Origin of the sequence: Pseudomonas sp. NC02 (assembly GCF_002874965.1) — a bacterium.
GTDB lineage: Bacteria > Pseudomonadota > Gammaproteobacteria > Pseudomonadales > Pseudomonadaceae > Aquipseudomonas.
Genome location: NZ_CP025624.1, coordinates 5134200 through 5151415, shown reverse-complemented (window position 1 = coordinate 5151415; position 17216 = coordinate 5134200). Strand labels below are relative to the sequence as shown.

The 17216-nt window shown below is 60.4% G+C and carries 18 protein-coding genes; 16 read left to right on the top strand and 2 right to left on the bottom strand.

The annotated features are described in order from the left end of the window. Positions 1-62 precede the first annotated feature (62 nt). Positions 63-866 (top strand): IclR family transcriptional regulator, encoded by an 804-nt coding sequence (locus C0058_RS24015; RefSeq protein WP_004371229.1) that lies wholly within the window; start codon positions 63-65, stop codon positions 864-866. A 136-nt stretch (positions 867-1002) separates the two neighbouring features. Here C0058_RS24015 and C0058_RS24010 read toward each other — a convergent pair whose 3' ends face one another. Further along, positions 1003-2055 (bottom strand): NAD(P)-dependent alcohol dehydrogenase, encoded by a 1053-nt coding sequence (locus C0058_RS24010; RefSeq protein WP_102370294.1) that lies wholly within the window; start codon positions 2053-2055, stop codon positions 1003-1005. 181 nt (positions 2056-2236) lie between these two features. Here C0058_RS24010 and C0058_RS24005 point away from each other — a divergent pair, with 181 nt between their 5' ends. After that, a complete protein-coding gene (locus C0058_RS24005) occupies positions 2237-3127 on the top strand; it encodes an AraC family transcriptional regulator (RefSeq protein WP_004371227.1) in 891 nt (296 codons plus the stop codon). A 193-nt stretch (positions 3128-3320) separates the two neighbouring features. Here the strand turns inward: C0058_RS24005 and C0058_RS24000 are convergent, their stop codons facing one another. Continuing rightward, complete coding sequence (locus C0058_RS24000; protein WP_087692763.1) at positions 3321-4985, bottom strand: electron transfer flavoprotein-ubiquinone oxidoreductase; 1665 nt, start codon at positions 4983-4985, stop codon at positions 3321-3323. Between the two features lie 554 nt (positions 4986-5539). Between C0058_RS24000 and C0058_RS23995 the strand changes: the two genes are divergently transcribed. The 14 genes from C0058_RS23995 (at position 5540) to C0058_RS23930 (ending at position 17210) form a co-directional block, all read left to right on the top strand. Then, positions 5540-6289: an electron transfer flavoprotein subunit beta/FixA family protein gene (locus tag C0058_RS23995; RefSeq protein ID WP_004371224.1), complete on the top strand. Its 750-nt coding sequence runs from the start codon at positions 5540-5542 to the stop codon at positions 6287-6289. 2 nt (positions 6290-6291) lie between these two features. Next, positions 6292-7221, top strand: coding sequence for an electron transfer flavoprotein subunit alpha/FixB family protein (locus tag C0058_RS23990; RefSeq protein WP_004371223.1), 930 nt, complete (start codon positions 6292-6294; stop codon positions 7219-7221). Positions 7222-7304: 83 nt separating this feature from the next. Continuing rightward, positions 7305-8120: an ABC transporter substrate-binding protein gene (locus C0058_RS23985; protein WP_102369693.1), complete on the top strand. Its 816-nt coding sequence runs from the start codon at positions 7305-7307 to the stop codon at positions 8118-8120. Positions 8121-8129: 9 nt separating this feature from the next. Next, positions 8130-8492: a DUF4398 domain-containing protein gene (locus C0058_RS23980; RefSeq protein WP_008434912.1), complete on the top strand. Its 363-nt coding sequence runs from the start codon at positions 8130-8132 to the stop codon at positions 8490-8492. Then, positions 8489-9301, top strand: a complete 813-nt coding sequence (locus C0058_RS23975) for an OmpA family protein (RefSeq protein WP_004371220.1) — start codon at positions 8489-8491, stop codon at positions 9299-9301. The genes C0058_RS23980 and C0058_RS23975 overlap by 4 nt, the downstream gene beginning before the upstream one ends. Before the next feature lie 312 nt (positions 9302-9613). Then, positions 9614-11053, top strand: a complete 1440-nt coding sequence (locus C0058_RS23970) for a PLP-dependent aminotransferase family protein (RefSeq protein ID WP_008434911.1) — start codon at positions 9614-9616, stop codon at positions 11051-11053. A gap of 104 nt (positions 11054-11157) precedes the next feature. Beyond that, a complete protein-coding gene (locus C0058_RS23965; RefSeq protein WP_102369692.1) occupies positions 11158-11658 on the top strand; it encodes a translation initiation factor 2 in 501 nt (166 codons plus the stop codon). 163 nt (positions 11659-11821) lie between these two features. Further along, positions 11822-12076: a YkgJ family cysteine cluster protein gene (locus C0058_RS23960; protein WP_004371217.1), complete on the top strand. Its 255-nt coding sequence runs from the start codon at positions 11822-11824 to the stop codon at positions 12074-12076. A 44-nt stretch (positions 12077-12120) separates the two neighbouring features. After that, a complete protein-coding gene (locus C0058_RS23955) occupies positions 12121-12726 on the top strand; it encodes an START domain-containing protein (protein ID WP_004371215.1) in 606 nt (201 codons plus the stop codon). 79 nt (positions 12727-12805) lie between these two features. Then, a complete protein-coding gene (locus C0058_RS23950; protein WP_008434908.1) occupies positions 12806-13066 on the top strand; it encodes a hypothetical protein in 261 nt (86 codons plus the stop codon). 213 nt (positions 13067-13279) lie between these two features. Beyond that, positions 13280-13621 (top strand): ribonuclease E inhibitor RraB, encoded by a 342-nt coding sequence (locus C0058_RS23945; protein WP_003193463.1) that lies wholly within the window; start codon positions 13280-13282, stop codon positions 13619-13621. Positions 13622-14046: 425 nt separating this feature from the next. Further along, complete coding sequence (locus C0058_RS23940; RefSeq protein ID WP_004371206.1) at positions 14047-15456, top strand: circularly permuted type 2 ATP-grasp protein; 1410 nt, start codon at positions 14047-14049, stop codon at positions 15454-15456. Positions 15457-15459: 3 nt separating this feature from the next. Continuing rightward, entirely contained in the window at positions 15460-16410 is a 951-nt protein-coding gene (locus tag C0058_RS23935) for an alpha-E domain-containing protein (protein WP_004371204.1), read from the top strand. Beyond that, positions 16407-17210, top strand: a complete 804-nt coding sequence (locus tag C0058_RS23930) for a transglutaminase family protein (protein ID WP_004371203.1) — start codon at positions 16407-16409, stop codon at positions 17208-17210. Before C0058_RS23935 ends, C0058_RS23930 begins: the two co-directional genes overlap by 4 nt. The last annotated feature ends 6 nt before the right edge of the window (positions 17211-17216 follow it).

Here is a 17216-nt window from a genome sequence, read left to right as displayed (position 1 = left end):
TGTTTTGCTGGTCCGCATTTGCCATAATGCTCGCCGTTTTCGTACTTCCCAATAGGCCCGATATGCAGGAAAACGCCCAAACTCCCGTCAAAGAAGCCGCGCCCACCGGCACTCAAACCCTGCTTCGTGGCCTGGGCGTGGTGCAGGCAGTGGCGGCCGGTGCGCGGGATCTGAAGGAAATCGCCAAGCGCATCGGCACCACCCGCAGCACCACTCACCGCCTGGCCAGTTGCCTGGTGGAAGAACGCTACCTGCGCGTAGTGCCGCAAGTCGGTTATCTGCTGGGTCCCAAATTGATCGAGCTGGGTTTCCAGGCCCGTGAAGAACTGCCTTTGGTCAGCCTGGCAGTGCCGTATCTGGACGAGTTGTCGGCGTTGACCGGCGATACCATCCACCTGGCTATTCGCGAATACGATGACGTGCTGTACCTGCACAAGAACCCTGGCCGCAACGGCCCGGAAATGCGCTCGCGTGTAGGCCATCGCATGCCGCTGGCGCGCACCGGGATCGGCAAGGCGTTGTTGCTGGATGACAGCGTGGAAGAGTGGCAGCGCCTGTATCAGGTCAGCCTGCCGACGGGCGGGAAGAATCTGCAGTGGCCGCAGCACCCCGAACAATCCTGGGCGCAGTTTGAACAGCGCATGCAGGAATACGTGGCGGGCGGTTATGCGTTCGACCTGGAAGACAACGAACCGTCGATCCGTTGTGTCGCGGCACCGGTGCGCGATGCCAGCCGGCGAATCGTCGCCGGCATCAGCATCGCCAGTACCGTGCCCTACATGCCGCTGGAGAAAATGGCCGAGCTGATCCCTGTGATCAAACAGGTCGCAGCACGGCTGTCAGCGGAGTTGGGCGCGAAGGCCTGATCAGGCCGTGATCGTTCCCACGCTCCGCGTGGGAATGCCGCTTCGGACGCTCCGCGTCCAGCACTTGAGCCCTGCGCAACGGTGACGCAGAGCGTCACAGCATGCGTTCCCACGCAGAGCGTGGGAACGATCTTGGTCAGGCCTTGAGGGTCGCCATGTCGATCACGAAGCGGTACTTCACATCACCGGCAATCATGCGGGTGTAGGCTTCGTTGATCTGGCGGATGTCGAGCATCTCGATGTCGCAGGTGATGCCGTGCTCGGCGCAGAAATCCAGGACTTCCTGGGTTTCGGCAACCCCACCGATCAACGAACCGGCCAGCACTTTGCGGCCCAGCACCAGCTTGGCAGCGTTGACGGGCGGGTCGACCGGCTCGATCAAACCTACCAGGATGTGCACGCCGTCAAAGCGCAGTACGTCGAGGTAGGGATTCAAGTCGTGCTGCACCGGAATGGTGTCCAGCAGGAAGTCGAAATGCCCGGCAGCGGCTTTCATCTGGGCTTCGTCGGTGGACACGATCACGTGGTCGGCGCCCTGGCGACGGCCTTCTTCAGCCTTGCTCGCGGAGCGGGTGAACAGCGTCACTTCCGCGCCCATGGCCTTGGCGAACTTGATGCCCATATGGCCCAAACCGCCCATGCCCAGAACGCCAACCTTGTCGCCAGCCTTCACGCCGTAATGCTTGAGCGGCGAGTAAGTGGTGATGCCGGCGCAGAGGATCGGCGCGGCGCTGGCCAGGTCGAGCTTGGCCGGGATCTTCACCACGAAGTGCTCGCTGACCACGATGCTGTCGGAGTAGCCGCCCATGGTGTTGCTGCCATCGACCCGGTCTGGCGTGGCGTAGGTCATGGTCGGGCCTTCGAGGCAGTATTGCTCGAGGTCCGCGTGGCAGGCGTCGCAGTGACGGCAGGAGTCGACCATGCAGCCAACACCCACCAGGTCACCGACTTTGTGCGCGGTGACGCTGGCGCCGACAGCGGTGACCTTACCGACGATCTCGTGGCCCGGCATCAGCGGGTACACGGCGATGCCCCATTCGTTGCGTGCCTGGTGGATGTCGGAGTGGCAGACGCCGCAGTAGAGAATTTCGATCGCCACGTCATCGGCGCGCGGGCTACGGCGTTCGAAGGACATGGGGGCGAGGGGAGTGGTGGCCGATTGAGCGGCATAACCGATGGCGGTGTACATGGAGAAACCTCGCAGGTGCAGTAACAGGTGAGGTGGCGCATTCTCCGCGCCGTGCCTGGGTGCGGCCATGGCGATTGCTCCGAGTCTCATGCCTATTCGTCCGGGAGTGCACCTGGATTGGATCGTTGTGGCGCCAGACCTGCGATGATGGTCTCATCCCCTTTTTCGCGAAGTTTTTGCCATGTTGTTGACCCGCCATGTCGATGCCAATGCCGCGTTGGTTGCCTTGATCGAACCCCTGACACCCCGTGATGGGTTCTCGCCCACGAACCTGCCGGGCGTGCAGGTATTGCGTGCCAGTTGCGATGTGGCGCGGGGCCCGCAGATTTATGAACCGAGCCTGATGATCGTCGCCCAGGGCAGCAAGGTCGCGTACCTGGGCCCGCGTACCCTGGAGTACGGCGCGGGGCATTACCTGATCCAGGCGATGCCGGTGCCGTTCGAATGCGAGACTTTTGCCATGCCGAATGCACCGCTGTTGGGTGTGACGGTGGGCATTGATCGGGTGGTGCTGGGTGAGTTGGTGATGGCGATGGGGATCCAGAGCGGGCCACCGCCGGCGGCGCAGACGTTGGAGTCGATGAGTTCGGTGGTGCTGGACGACGCCATGCGCGGCTGTGTCGAACGCCTGTTGCAGTGCCTGCACGATCCGCTGGAGAGCCGGATCATGGGCCCGGCGCGGGTGCGGGAGTTATTGTTCACCGCATTGCGCGGGCCACAGGCGGATGTGCTGCGGGCGCTGGTGGAGCAGCAGGGGCAGTTTTCCCGGGTGGCGACTTCGTTGAATCACCTGCATGCCCATTACGCCGAGCCGCTGAATATCGAGACGTTGGCGGGTTATGCGCACATGAGCGCGTCGACCTTCCACGAACACTTCAAGCGCTGCACGCTGTTGTCGCCGGTGCAGTACCTCAAGCGTCTGCGGTTGCTCAAGGCACAGCAGTTGCTGCTGGTGGAAGGCATGGGCGTGGCGCAGGCGGCCCACAGTGTGGGGTATCAGAGCACGTCGCAGTTCAGCCGGGAATACAAGCGCTACTTCGAGCGCAGCCCCGGGGATGAGCGGGCGGCATAACTCTCCCAGGCACAATTCGGTCAAAAAGGTGGGAGCGGGCTTGCTCGCGAAAGCGGTGGTTCAGCCAAAACATCTGTGACTGATACACCGCTTTCGCGAGCAAGCCCGCTCCCACATTTGACCGAGTCGATGGGTCTTTTTCCGGGCTACAAAAAAAGGCCCCCATTTGGGAGCCTTCTGTTCAAGCAGCGGATTACATATTCGGGTAAGTCGGCCCACCCGCACCTTCCGGCGTCACCCACGTAATGTTCTGCGAAGGGTCCTTGATGTCACAGGTCTTGCAGTGCACGCAGTTCTGGGCGTTGATCTGGAAGCGCTTCTCGCCGTCTTCCTTGGTGATCACTTCATACACGCCGGCCGGGCAGTAGCGCTGCGCCGGTTCATCGTAGAGCGGCAGGTTGGTGCCGATCGGGATGCTCGGGTCTTTCAGCTTCAGGTGGCACGGTTGTTCTTCTTCGTGGTTGGTACCGGAGATGAACACCGAACTCAGCTTGTCGAAGCTCAGCTTGCCGTCGGGTTTCGGGTAGTCGATTTTCTTGCTGTCCTTGGCCAACTTGAGGCAGGCGTAGTCCGGCTTGGTATCGTGCAGGGTAAACGGCATTTTGCCGCCGAGGATGTTCTGGTCGAACCAGTTGAAGCCGGCACCAATGATCGGGCCGAACTTGTGCATCGCCGGGCCGAAGTTGCGGCTGGCGAACAGTTCTTCGTGGAGCCAGCTGTTCTTGAAGCTGTCGACGTAAGCGGTCAGTTCGTCACCGCCTTCGGATTCGGCGAACAGGCGGTCTGCCACGGCGTCAGCGGCGAGCATGCCGGACTTCATCGCGGTGTGGCTGCCCTTGATCTTGGCGAAGTTCAGGGTGCCCAGGTCGCAGCCGATCAGCGCGCCGCCCTTGAACACCATTTTCGGCAGCGAGTTCAGGCCGCCTTTGCAGATGGCACGGGCGCCGTAGCTGATGCGTTTGCCGCCTTCCAGGTACTGGGCCAGCACGGGGTGATGCTTGAGGCGCTGGAACTCGTCGAATGGCGACAGGAAGGTGTTGCTGTAGGACAGGTCGACGATCAGGCCGACGACCACCTGGTTGTTTTCCAGGTGATAGAGGAACGAACCGCCGGTGTTCTCGGCGCTCATGATGTCCAGCGGCCAACCGGCGGTGTGCACCACCAGGCCTGGCTGGTGTTTGGCCGGGTCGATTTCCCAGATTTCCTTCAGGCCGATGCCGTAATGCTGGGCGTCGGCGTCGCTGTCCAGGTTGAAGCGCTGGATCAGTTGCTTGCCGATGTGGCCACGGCAACCTTCGGCGAACAGCGTGTACTTGCCACGCAGTTCCATGCCCGGGGTGTAGACGCCTTCTTTCGGGTTGCCTTCACGGTCGACGCCCAGGTCACCGGTGATGATCCCGCGCACCACGCCGTTTTCGTCGAACAGCGCTTCCTGGGCGGCGAAGCCTGGGTAGACTTCCACACCCAGGTTTTCGGCCTGCTGGGCGAGCCAGCGGCACAGGTTGCCCAGGGAAATAATGTAGTTGCCTTCGTTGTGCATGGTCTTGGGCACAAAGAAGTCAGGCACTTTGGTGGAAGCTTCGCTGGAGCGCAGTACATAGATGTCATCACGCACAACAGGGGTGTTGAGCGGTGCACCGAGTTCTTTCCAGTCCGGGAACAGTTCGTTCAGGGCACGGGGTTCAAACACGGCACCGGACAGGATATGAGCGCCGACTTCGGAGCCTTTTTCGACCACGCAGACGCTGATTTCCTTACCGGCTTCGGCGGCCTTCTGCTTCAATCGGCAGGCGGCAGACAGGCCTGCCGGGCCAGCGCCGACGATGACCACGTCGAATTCCATGTATTCGCGTTCCACAGGCTATCTCCTACTCAAGGCTCAACGGCTTTTTTTTCTAATGGGTGGAGGTTCGGTGATCCGTCCCACAATGCCTGCATCAATCTCATGCAAAGGGCAGGGGACGACCCACCTTTCTCTCTAGGTGGCGCATTATATCTACACCACTCTCAGCGTCCAATACAAACGTTTGTTTGAATTGCCCGCAAGCTAGGTAAATCAAAGCAACGCGGCTTATAACTGACCATTTTGGCGTATTGACCGGAATAGGCGTTCCGGTCAATATACGGTCGGTTTTGCGCATCCCGTAGGCAGACTGTGGGTTTCAAGGCCACCTCGAAAGACAGGCTGAAGGCAAATAAGGGTGACGCGCGAGCCACGATGGCGCGCAGTTTACACGCCACGATAATGAATGACCTCTCAGTCACCGCTGACGAACGGTCATCACTCCCGTGAGCAAGGTCCCCCGCCGACGATTGCCGGTGTTTTTGGAGGTGCCCTTGTGTGCCGATGAGCATCAAACCGCCAGGTTCGCCTAGGCGACTTTCTTTTCACCGGAGAGTAACGAGGAATCCATGAAGGTTCTTGTAGCTGTCAAACGCGTTGTCGATTACAACGTGAAAGTTCGCGTCAAGGCGGACAATTCCGGCGTCGACCTCGCTAACGTCAAGATGTCGATGAACCCTTTCTGCGAAATCGCCGTGGAAGAAGCCGTACGCCTGAAAGAGAAAGGCGTTGCGACTGAAATCGTCGTCGTTTCCATCGGTCCGACCACTGCTCAAGAGCAGCTGCGTACCGCCCTGGCGCTGGGTGCCGATCGCGCCATCCTCGTCGAATCCGCTGAAGAGCTGACTTCCCTGGCCGTTGCCAAGTTGTTGAAAGCCGTTGTCGACAAGGAACAGCCATCGCTGGTGATCCTCGGCAAACAAGCCATCGACAGCGATAACAACCAGACTGGCCAGATGCTGGCTGCACTGACCGGTTACGGTCAGGGCACCTTCGCCTCGAAAGTCGAAGTGAGCGGCGACAAGGTTGCCGTGACCCGCGAAATCGACGGCGGCGCGCAAACGGTTTCCCTGAAACTGCCAGCCATCGTCACCACCGACCTGCGTTTGAACGAGCCGCGCTACGCGTCCCTGCCAAACATCATGAAAGCCAAGAAGAAGCCTCTCGAAGTGCTGACTCCGGATGCTTTGGGCGTTTCCACCGCCTCCACCAACAAGACCGTAAAAGTCGAAGCGCCGGCTGCACGCAGCGCGGGCATCAAGGTCAAGTCGGTGGCTGAACTGGTCGAGAAACTGAAAAACGAAGCGAAGGTAATCTAACCATGACTATCTTGGTAATCGCAGAACACGACAACAAGGTCGTGGCTCCGGCCACCCTGAACACTGTTGCCGCCGCCGCCAAAATCGGTGGTGATATCCACGTGCTGGTCGCCGGCCAAAACGTTGGCGCCGTGGCTGAAGCCGCTGCCAAAATCGCTGGCGTGAGCAAAGTACTGGTTGCCGATAACGCAGCCTACGCTCACCAATTGCCGGAAAACGTTGCGCCGCTGGTTGCAGAGCTGGGCGCTGGCTACAGCCACATCCTGGCTGCCGCCACCTCCAATGGCAAAAACATCCTGCCGCGCGTTGCTGCGCAACTGGACGTTGACCAGATCTCCGAGATCGTTTCGGTAGAAAGCGCCGACACATTCAAGCGTCCGATCTATGCCGGTAACGCCATCGCTACCGTGCAGTCCACTGCGTCGGTAAAAGTCATCACCGTGCGTGCCACCGGTTTCGACCCGGTTGCTGCTGAAGGTGGTTCGGCTGCGGTTGAAGCTGTGGCCGCTGCCCACGACGCTGGCACTTCCAGCTTCGTTGGCGAAGAGCTGGCCAAGTCCGATCGTCCGGAACTGACCGCTGCCAAGATCGTCGTTTCCGGCGGCCGCGGCATGCAGAACGGTGACAACTTCAAGCACCTGTACGCCCTGGCCGACAAGCTGGGCGCTGCGGTCGGCGCTTCCCGCGCTGCCGTCGACGCAGGTTTTGTACCGAACGACATGCAGGTCGGCCAGACCGGCAAGATCGTTGCGCCACAGCTGTACATCGCCGTCGGTATCTCCGGCGCAATCCAGCATTTGGCCGGTATGAAAGACTCCAAGGTGATCGTTGCGATCAACAAGGACGAAGAAGCACCGATCTTCCAGGTGGCTGATTACGGCCTGGTGGCGGACTTGTTCGAAGCCGTACCCGAGTTGGAGAAGCTGGTCTAATCCAGCCGCTTCACTTATAAAGAGCCCGGTCTTTTGACCGGGCTTTTTTTTGCCCGGTAATTTTTCAACTGGAGAACCCTGCCATGGAATTGCGTCCCTGGACTGTACTGCTGGCCCTGTCACTGCTGCCGACGGTGTCGCTGGCGGCGGGCAAATGTGATCGCCTGGTGATCACCGGCAGCCCGGACGCCCCGCCTTATCTGTGGCGTGATCCCCAGGACCCCACGCACTTGATCGGCGCCACCGCCGACATGCTGCAGCAAGTGGCCAAGGACCTCGGGGTGAAAATCGACCTGCTGTACGGCGGCAAACGTTCCCTGGCGCTGGAAGAAGTGCGCAGCGGGCGCATGGACATCCTCGCCGACGCGCCATTGACCCTCGACGCCCTGGACTCCCTCGACTACATCCACCCGGCATTGGTGCAAACCGATTACCTGGTCTGGACCCGCAAGGATTCCTCCCTGGCCTACAGCCAGGCCAGCGACCTGCAGGGCCACAAGGGCGCGGTGTCGGAAAGGGCGCGCCTGAGCCGCGACTTTGAAACCTTCGCCGGTGAGCAACTGACCCTGCAGCGCCTGCCCAGCCTGACCCCGGCGTTCCAGAAACTGCTATTGGGAGAAGTGGACTACGTGCTCGCCGGACGTTATTCCGGCATGGCCATGGCCCAGACGTTGGGCATGAGCAACGACCTGGTGGCGCGCGAAATCCCCATCGACCAGCCGGGCCTGTACCTGGCCATTTCCCACAACTCCGCCTGCAACGATCCGTGGTTGCGCGGACAGCTCGCCAAAAAGATGACAGAATTGCCCGCGTCCGGTCTGGCGGAAACCGCGCTGCAGAGCAATCTTGAGCGCTGGAAAGCGCAGTTGCAGCAACCCGTCGGCACCCCAACAAAGTAGGGATTTTCAGTGACTATTCGACCTCTTTTCGCGGCCCTCGCCGTTGTAGCTCTGGCGGGATGTGCAGCCGATCCTGCGCCGAATGAACAGATGCGCCTGACCCAGCAAGCCCTGGAACAAGCCAGCGCCGTGGGCGCCGTTGCCAGCGATTCGCCCGAGCTGAAGCTGGCGGAAGACAAGTTCACCCAGGCCCGTGCCGACATGGCCGATGAATCCTACAAGGACGCCCGCATGCAGGCTGAAGAAGCCGAGCTGGACGCCCGCCTGGCGGAAGCGCGGGTGCTGACCCGCAAAAGCCAGGAGCAACTGAACGTGCTCAACACCCGCATCACCCGCCTGCGCAAGCAGTTGCAGTTGGGAGACGCCCAATGAGCCCGTTGATGCGTGGGTTGAGCTGTGTGGTGTTGCTGGGCAGTGCGCTGGGTGGTTGTGCGACGCACCCCGACAGTAACCTCGCCTTGCAACAGGCCAGCACTGACTTCCAGAAGGTCAAGGAAGATTCGAATGTGCTGCGTATCGCACCCAAGGACGTGATTCGCGCCGGTGAGTCCCTGGCCCGTGCCGACCGTTTCTCCAGCTTCTGGGGCAGCGGCGCCGATGTGGCGCATTACGCCTACCTGAGCCAGCGCTACAGCGCGATTGCCCGGGAACACACCGAGCAGGCACTCAATCAGGAGCGTGGGGTCAAGCTGGAGCTGGAACGCCAGCGCCTGCAACTGGCCCTGCGTGAAGCCAAGCTCTCCAGCGTTCAGCAACAGGGCAAATGGATTGAGGCGCAGATATCCAGCCTGACCACCGTCCAGCCTGATCGCGGGCTGGTGATGACCCTGGGTGACGTGCTGTTCGATACGGGTGATGCAGAGCTGCAAAACTCGGCCAACCGCACCGTGCTCAAAGTGGTGCAGTTCCTGCAACTGAACCCCAAGCGCGTGGTGCGCATCGAGGGTTACACCGACAATACCGGCGGCGAACAGGAAAATATCAAACTGTCCCGGGACCGCGCTCAAGCGGTTGCGGATGTACTGAGCGACCTGGGGATCGACGAAAAACGCATTCAGGTCGAAGGCTACGGCGATCAGTATCCGGTCGAGGCCAACGCGTCTGAGCGGGGCAGGGCGCAGAACCGTCGGGTAGAAATTGTGTTCTCCGACGAAAAAGGCCAGTTGGGCGCTGCTCGCTGAACCTGATTCTCAAGGTGAAAGCTGATTCCTGTGGGAGCTGTCGAGCCCCAGCGAGGCTGCGACAGGATCGCCTCGGTGCACCTGCGAGACCGCAGCGCCTGCATCGCAGCCTCGCTGAAGCTCGACAGCTCCCACATAAGCCCGATCAATGATCGGGTTTTTTATGCCCGCGATTCAGTTCGCAACCCTTACAGTTTTTTCTATCACTGCCGCCCGCGCTCGACTATTGTGGCAACTGTCCCCGTACACTTCTAAACTGTGCCGGTATGTTTCACACAAAAATAAAATACCCGTGAAATCGAGTGCTGCGTCATGACCAATCTGTTGCTCTACCAACGTATCGCCCAGCAGCTGGCTGAGGATATCCGCCGCGGTGTCTATCAACCGGGCGAGCGCGTGCCTTCGGTACGCAAAATGAGCTCCCAGCTCAACGTCAGCCACGCCACCGTGTTGCAGGCCTACGCGAACCTGGAAGACCAGGGTTTGATTCGCGCGCGGCCGCAGTCCGGGTATTACGTGCACCAGACGCCGGCGCTCACTGCGCCCACGCCGGACATCGCACGGGTCGAGCGTCCAGGGTTGGTCACCCGCAGCAGCATCATTCAACAGGTGTTGGTGGAATCCCGTCGCGAAGGCGTGTTCCCGCTGGGCGCCGCCGTGCCGAGTGTCGACTACCTGCCTGTGCGCGCGCTGCATCAGCAACTGGCCAAGGTCACGCGTTTCCAGAGCCCGCGGGCGTTCAGTTACATGTTCAGCCCGGGTTTCGAGCCGCTGCGGCGCCAGGTGGCGATCCGTATGCGCGATGCCGGGGTGGTGGTCGACCCCTCCGAAGTGGTGATCACCCATGGGTGTGTCGATGCATTGCAGATGTCGCTGCGGGTGCTGACCCGCCCCGGCGACCTGATCGCCGCCGAATCACCGACCTATTACGGCTTGCTGCAACTGGCGGATCTGCTGGGCCTGAAGGTCATCGAAATCCCCAGCGACCCGGCCACCGGCATGAGCCTGGAAGCCCTGCAACTGGCAGCCAACCAATGGTCGATCAAGGCCCTGGTGCTGACCACGCGCCTGAGCAATCCCCTGGGCGGCACCATGCCCGAAGAGCGGCAGAAACAGTTGCTGCGCCTGGCCTCGGATTTCGATATCCAGGTGGTCGAGGACGATATCTATGGCGAACTGATGTTCGAACTGGGCCGCACCAAGGCCCTGAAAGCCTACGACCGTCTGGACCGGGTCATCTATTGCTCGAGTTTCTCGAAGACCCTGTCACCGGGCATTCGCATTGGCTGGATGATTGCCGGCAAGTACCAGCAGGAAATCCAGCGCCTGCAAATGTTCAGCACCCATTCGGCCTGCAGCGTGACCCAGATGGGCACGGCGGCGTACCTGGAGAATGGCGGTTACGACCGCCACCTGCGCTATATCCGCCAGGAGTACCGCAAGAACCTCAGCGCGTTCCAGCTGGCCGTGCAGCAGTATTTTCCCGAAGGCACCCAGATGACCCGCCCGACCGGCGGTTTTATCCTGTGGGTCAGTTTGCCTGGACGGGTCAATACCCAGGAACTGCACGTGCGCGCCTTGCAGCAGGGCATCAGCATTGCACCGGGGCTGATCTTCAGTAATACGGAACAGTTCAACCACTGTATTCGCCTGAACTGCGGCACCCCGTGGAACCGCGAGGCGGAGCGCGCCTTGATGACCCTCGGGATGCTGGCAAGCCAGTTATGCCAGGAGACTGCGGCGGGTTTTTGAGGCATGGAAAGGGGACACGACGGGTAGCTGGCTAATTACCATGCTTGTCATACCGTCCTCAACAAGCGAGCATATGGCCTTCTGCCGTTAATGCTGCTGGCGATATGACTTATACCTTTCCTGCTGCCCTGCTGATCTGCGTGTTAAGCCTGTGTAACGCTGGCGCTGTCCTGGCGGCTCCCGCTAGTGAAGCGGTGCCTGCTGCCAGCTCCCAGCAAACGGTGCCGGCGAAAAAAGCCGCTGCGGCCAAGAAGGCACCGGTCGCGAAGAAAGCCCCCGCAAAGAAAGCAACGCCGGTGAAAAAACGTGCGCCTATCGCCAGCAAGTCAAAGTCGGCCCACGAAGTCGCCAAGACGCCGCTGCCGCCTGCAGAGCTGGATTTGAGCCTGCCGTCCAACATGGTCCGCCACCTGCAACCCCTCGGCACCATGCCGCAGCCGAAGAACGTGCCGCTGCTGCCGCCGATGTTTGCCGAAAAGCCCACTGACAACAGTGCATTCCAGATCAACGGGCGCCTGCTCAGCAATGAAATGCAGCTGCAACTGCGCAACGAAGAACGCCGCGAAGTAGAAGGCGCAGCGCTGGATTTCCAGTTCAAGCAATAAACCCGACGAGTAAACGTGACGCGCACTCCTGACCTTCTGTCGCAGACTGGTCAGTCACTTTTGTTTTCGGTGAAAAACCCCTGTTAAGCCAATTTAAAACGTCTGTTTAAGGGCGTAGTCTTACGTGGCCATCAACACTTGAGTTGTCGAGGATCTGTTCGTCATGAAATGCCGTGAAGGCTGTGGCGCTTGCTGCATTGCCCCATCCATCAGTTCTCCGTTGCCGGGAATGCCTGCCGGCAAACCGGCGGGCGAACGCTGCCTGCATCTTTCGGTCGAACAACTGTGCCAGTTGTTTGGCCAGCCTGAGCGGCCGGCAGTGTGTAGTTCGTTCCAGGCGGATATCGAGGTCTGCGGCAGTAGCCAGGCAGAAGCGATCAGGTTGATCGGCTGGTGGGAACAGATGACGGCGGCTTAGTGGGCTGTTCAAAGTACTGAACTTCAACAATAAGGAATAAGACCATGGGTTCACTGAAACGAATTGCTGTGTTGTGCGGTTTTACCGCGTTGTTCGCTGCCGCAGCGCATGCTGAAGACTGGCAGACGGCCAAGGATGAAGACGGCATCAAAGTGTCCTTGAGTGAAATTGCCGGTTCCAAGTACAAGGCTTATCGCGGTGTGACGACCATCAAGGCGCCGCTGGCCAAGATCCAGGCGCTGCAGGAAGACGTGGCGGGGGCCTGTTCCTGGATCCACGAATGCAAGTCGCAGAAACTGCTCAAGCAGGAAGGCGACAAGAGCTGGACCTACACCCAGTTCAAGGCACCGTTCCCGGTGACCGATCGTGACTCGATCCTGGAAATCACCACCACCAAGGCTGCCGATGGCACCGTCACCCGCAAGCTGTTGGAAGTGCCGACCTACCAGCCAGAAGTCAAAGGCTACGTGCGCGTAGCCCAGGTCGATGGTTACTGGAAACTGGTGCCTAAAGGCGACAACCTGACCGAAGTGACCTACCAGGTGCACACCGAGCCAGGTGGCAGCGTGCCGTCTTGGTTGGCCAACAAGTTCGTGGTGGACGCACCGTTCAACACCTTGAAAGCGCTGAAAGAACACGCTGAAAAATAACTGCAGTTGATCAGGTGCCTCCTGCCTTGAGTGGAACGATTTCCAGGCCCTCAAGGTCCAGATAGATGTAAGCCCACCCATGGGTTTTATCGAGGAGGCTCTGATGCCAAAGTGGAACGTTTCCTTCACCAATGATCATGGTGAGTCGGTAGTCGAGCAATTCGAGTGCGAGCAGAAACCCACGCTTGAAGAAGCCGCGCGCCTGGTTCGCGCCCGCGTATCACCGGTGCTGGAGGAACTGGATCTCAACGATCTGGAGGGGCGTATTGCCGAACCCACGGTCAAGATTCTGAAAGATCAAAACAGCATCAAAGACCTCAACGTCGAACCCGCCGCCTGAATATTCCCTGTACGCCTTTAAACAGACTCTGGTGGAGGTGATAGCTTCGCGCTACTCTGCAATGGAGATCAGCGAATGAATCGCTAAGGTCTGGTCTTGTCAGCTACATGCTTGTCTCCCAGCGGCGACGTCACTGCCGTAACACCCGCGCCCTTGCAGCGCGGGCCTTGGGAAGCACGGAAAGTCTATCCATCGGTTTGAGGAGGACGTTTCATGAGCACAGCCTATCAAGAAGACATCAGCACCAACGTGTTGCGCCGCATGAAAGAGGGCGGCTTTGACTTCTCGCGTTTCCACCCCATCGAGTTCTACGCCATTTTCCCGGATGAGGAACGTGCGCGGCGGGCTGCGGGTCGGTTTCGTGGGGAATCCCTGAATGCCCAGGTCAGCGCGCGGGATGACGGCGCATGGTACCTGGAATTGAGCAAAATTATGTTCGCCACCTACGACGGCATAGGAGACTTCGAGCAGGACTTTGAGGCGGTGGTCGAGCCTTTGGGCGGGATCATCGAGGGATGGGGCGTGAAACAGGAGGTGCGTGGGTTACCCATGTAGCGGCATGAGCAATAACACAGCGTATCGGCTGACCTTTGGGTCGGCCGTTTTTGTTTCTGGCGCGGGAAAAATCCTGCGCAAAAAAAAGCCACCCGAGCAGGGTGGCCAAAGGGAAGATCGCAAAGGAGGAGAGCGATTCGGTACAAGCGGTAATGCGCAATGGATGAAGCTGTAGGACGCGTCCTGTTCAGCTGATGGAGGTGATTATCCGCGGGGTTTGCCGGGCAGTGAAATCAACTCTGACTATGCTGGTGATAGTCATGGCCTGCATTGCAATGAGGCGCCGCCCATGACAGCGGGCATTTGCTGCACCGGGACGGTGCGATGAGACCTGCGTCTATATCCAACTGATTGATACTTAAGTGTTTATGCCGCTGGCACGGGCCTTGCGATGGTTCTGGCGTCCGGGTGACAAGGAGTACGGCATGATCCGCACTTATTATGATGAGATGTACGACGGGGCAGGGCAGGTGCGCCCCCATTACCGCGAATTCGCCCGCTGGTTGGCTGACACGCCGGCCGAACTGCTGGCCCAGCGCCGGCGCGAAGCCGATTTGCTGTTTCACCGGGCCGGTATCACCTTCACCTTGTATGGCGATGAGCAAGGTACCGAGCGCCTGATCCCCTTCGACACGATCCCCCGCAGCATCCCGGCCAGTGAATGGCGGATCGTCGAGCGCGGCTGCATCCAGCGGGTCAAGGCGCTGAACATGTTTCTCGCCGACCTCTACCACGAACAACGCATTATCAAGGCCGGGATCATCCCCGCCGAGCAAGTGCTGGCCAACGAGCAATACCAGTTGGCGATGCAGGGCCTGGACCTGCATCGGGATATCTATTCCCACATCTCAGGTGTCGACCTCGTACGCGATGGCGACGGCACTTACTACGTCCTCGAAGACAATCTGCGCACCCCCAGCGGCGTGAGCTACATGCTCGAAGACCGCAAGATGATGATGCGCCTGTTCCCCGAACTGTTCGCGGCCCAGCGCATCGCGCCCATCGACCACTATCCCAACCTGTTGCTCGACACCCTGAAAAGCTCCAGCCCGCTGGATAATCCCAGTGTGGTGGTGCTGACGCCTGGGCGTTTCAACAGTGCGTTCTTCGAGCATGCATTCCTGGCCCGGGAAATGGGCGTGGAACTGGTGGAAGGCGCCGACCTGTTCGTGCGTGATGACCGCGTGTTCATGCGCACCACCGATGGTCCCAAGGCGGTGGATGTGATCTACCGTCGCCTCGACGACGCGTTCCTCGACCCGCTGGCCTTCAACCCGGACTCCATGCTCGGCGTACCGGGCCTGCTGGCGGCGTATCGCTCGGGCAACGTGGTGTTGGCCAATGCCATCGGCACCGGGGTGGCGGATGACAAGTCGGTGTACCCCTTCGTCACCGAGATGATCCGTTTTTACCTGGATGAAGAACCGATCCTGAAGAATGTTCCGACGTTCCAGTGCCGTAATCCCAGTGAACTGTCCCACGTACTGGCCAACCTTCCGCAACTGGTGGTGAAGGAAACCCAGGGCTCCGGTGGCTATGGCATGTTGGTCGGCCCGGCCGCCTCGGCAGCGGAAATCGAAGCCTTCCGTGCACGCATCAAGGCCAAGCCCCACGCCTACATCGCGCAGCCAACGCTGTGCCTGTCGACGTGCCCGACCTTCGTCGAAAACGGCATCGCCCCACGGCATATCGACCTGCGCCCGTTTGTGCTGCAAGGCAAGGAAACCCGTGTGGTCCCCGGCGGCCTGACTCGTGTGGCGCTGCGGGAAGGCTCGTTGGTGGTCAACTCGTCCCAGGGCGGCGGCACCAAAGACACCTGGGTGGTCGAGGATTGAAATATGTTGAGTAGAACTGCCTCGGATTTGTATTGGATGTCACGCTACCTGGAGCGCGCGGAAAACCTCGCGCGGATGCTCGATGTCAGTTATTCGCTGTCGCTGATGCCCCAGGACGGGCGCGGCGATGGCCTGCATGAACTGGCGATGCCGCTGCTGATCACCGGCACCCTCGACGATTACCGCGAGCGCCACGGTGAACTGCACGCCGAACGCCTGCTGCACTTCTTCGCCCTGGATGCTGCCAACCCGGCCAGCATCTACAGCTGCCTCGGCGCTGCACGCGCCAGTGCCCATGCCGTGCGTGGGCGAATCACCGCCGACATGTGGGAAAACATCAACGCCACCTGGCTGGAAATTCGCGACATCGCCCAGCAAGGCCTGAGCCGCTACGGCATGAGCCGGTTCTGCGAGTGGGTCAAGGAACGTTCCCACCTGTTCCGCGGTGCCACCTACGGCACCATCATGCGTAACGACGCCTTTCGTTTTATTCGCCTGGGCACCTTTATCGAGCGCGCCGACAACACCCTGCGCTTGCTCGACGCCCGCTATGAAATGGCCGGCGACCAGGCCGAAGCGGTCACCGATGGTACCGCCCATGCCTACTATCAATGGAGTGCGTTGTTGCGGGCGTTGTCGTCGTTCGAGGCCTACACCGAAATCTACCGTGATGCCCCGGGCGCCCGACAAGTCGCCGAGCTGTTGCTGCTGCGCGCCGACGTGCCGCGGTCGCTGCGGGCCTGCAGTGAAGAGATCGACCAGATCCTTGGCAGCCTGCCCGGCATCAACGGTCGCCCGGCCCAACGCCTGGCAGCGGAAATGGACGCACGCCTGCGCTATACCGCCATCGACGAAATTCTCGAGGAAGGCCTGCACGCTTGGCTGACCGACTTCATCCCGCTCGTGCGCGAGTTGGGCGATGCTATTTACAGTTCATACCTGGAGGCGGCATGAGACTTTCCATCAGCCACGAAACCACCTACCACTACGAAGACCAGGTGCGTGCCAGCATCCAGTACCTGCGGCTCACGCCCCACGACAGCGAGCGCCAGCATGTCCTCAGTTGGCAGTTGGACTTGCCCCGGCCGGTACGGGCGCAACTGGACCCGTTCGGCAACATCCTGCACGTGTTGACCCTGGACGAGCCCCATGAAGCCATCATCATTGGCGCCCGTGGCCAAGTGGATATCGACGAATTGCGCGAGGCCGAACATGAAAGCCAGTCGGCCTTCCCGTTCCTGCGCTGCACCCGGTTGACCGAGCCGGACGAGGCCCTGCGCAGCTTTGCCGAAAAGCATTGCCATCAACGCCGCGACCGCAGCGCATTGATCGACCTGATGCACGCGCTGAACCAGTACATGACCTATTCGCCGGGTTCTACCGAAGTCGACACCTGTGCGGCCAAGGCGTTTGCCGGGCGTGCCGGGGTGTGCCAGGACCACACCCACGCCTTCCTCGCCTGTGCCCGCAGCCTGGGGATTCCGGCGCGTTATGTGTCGGGGTATTTGTACAGCGAAGACTGCGAGCACCTCGCCAGCCATGCCTGGGCTGAAGCGTGGCTGGATGACGCCTGGTACAGTTTTGACGTGACCAATCAACTGGCGCGGCCGGAGCGGCATTTGAAGCTGGCGGTGGGTCTGGATTACCTGGACGCCTGCCCGGTACGAGGCATGCGTCGTGGGGGAGGGCATGAGCAGATGCATGCCAAGGTATTTGTAGCACCGACACCGGTGATTTCGGTGCAGCAGCAGTAGGATCCA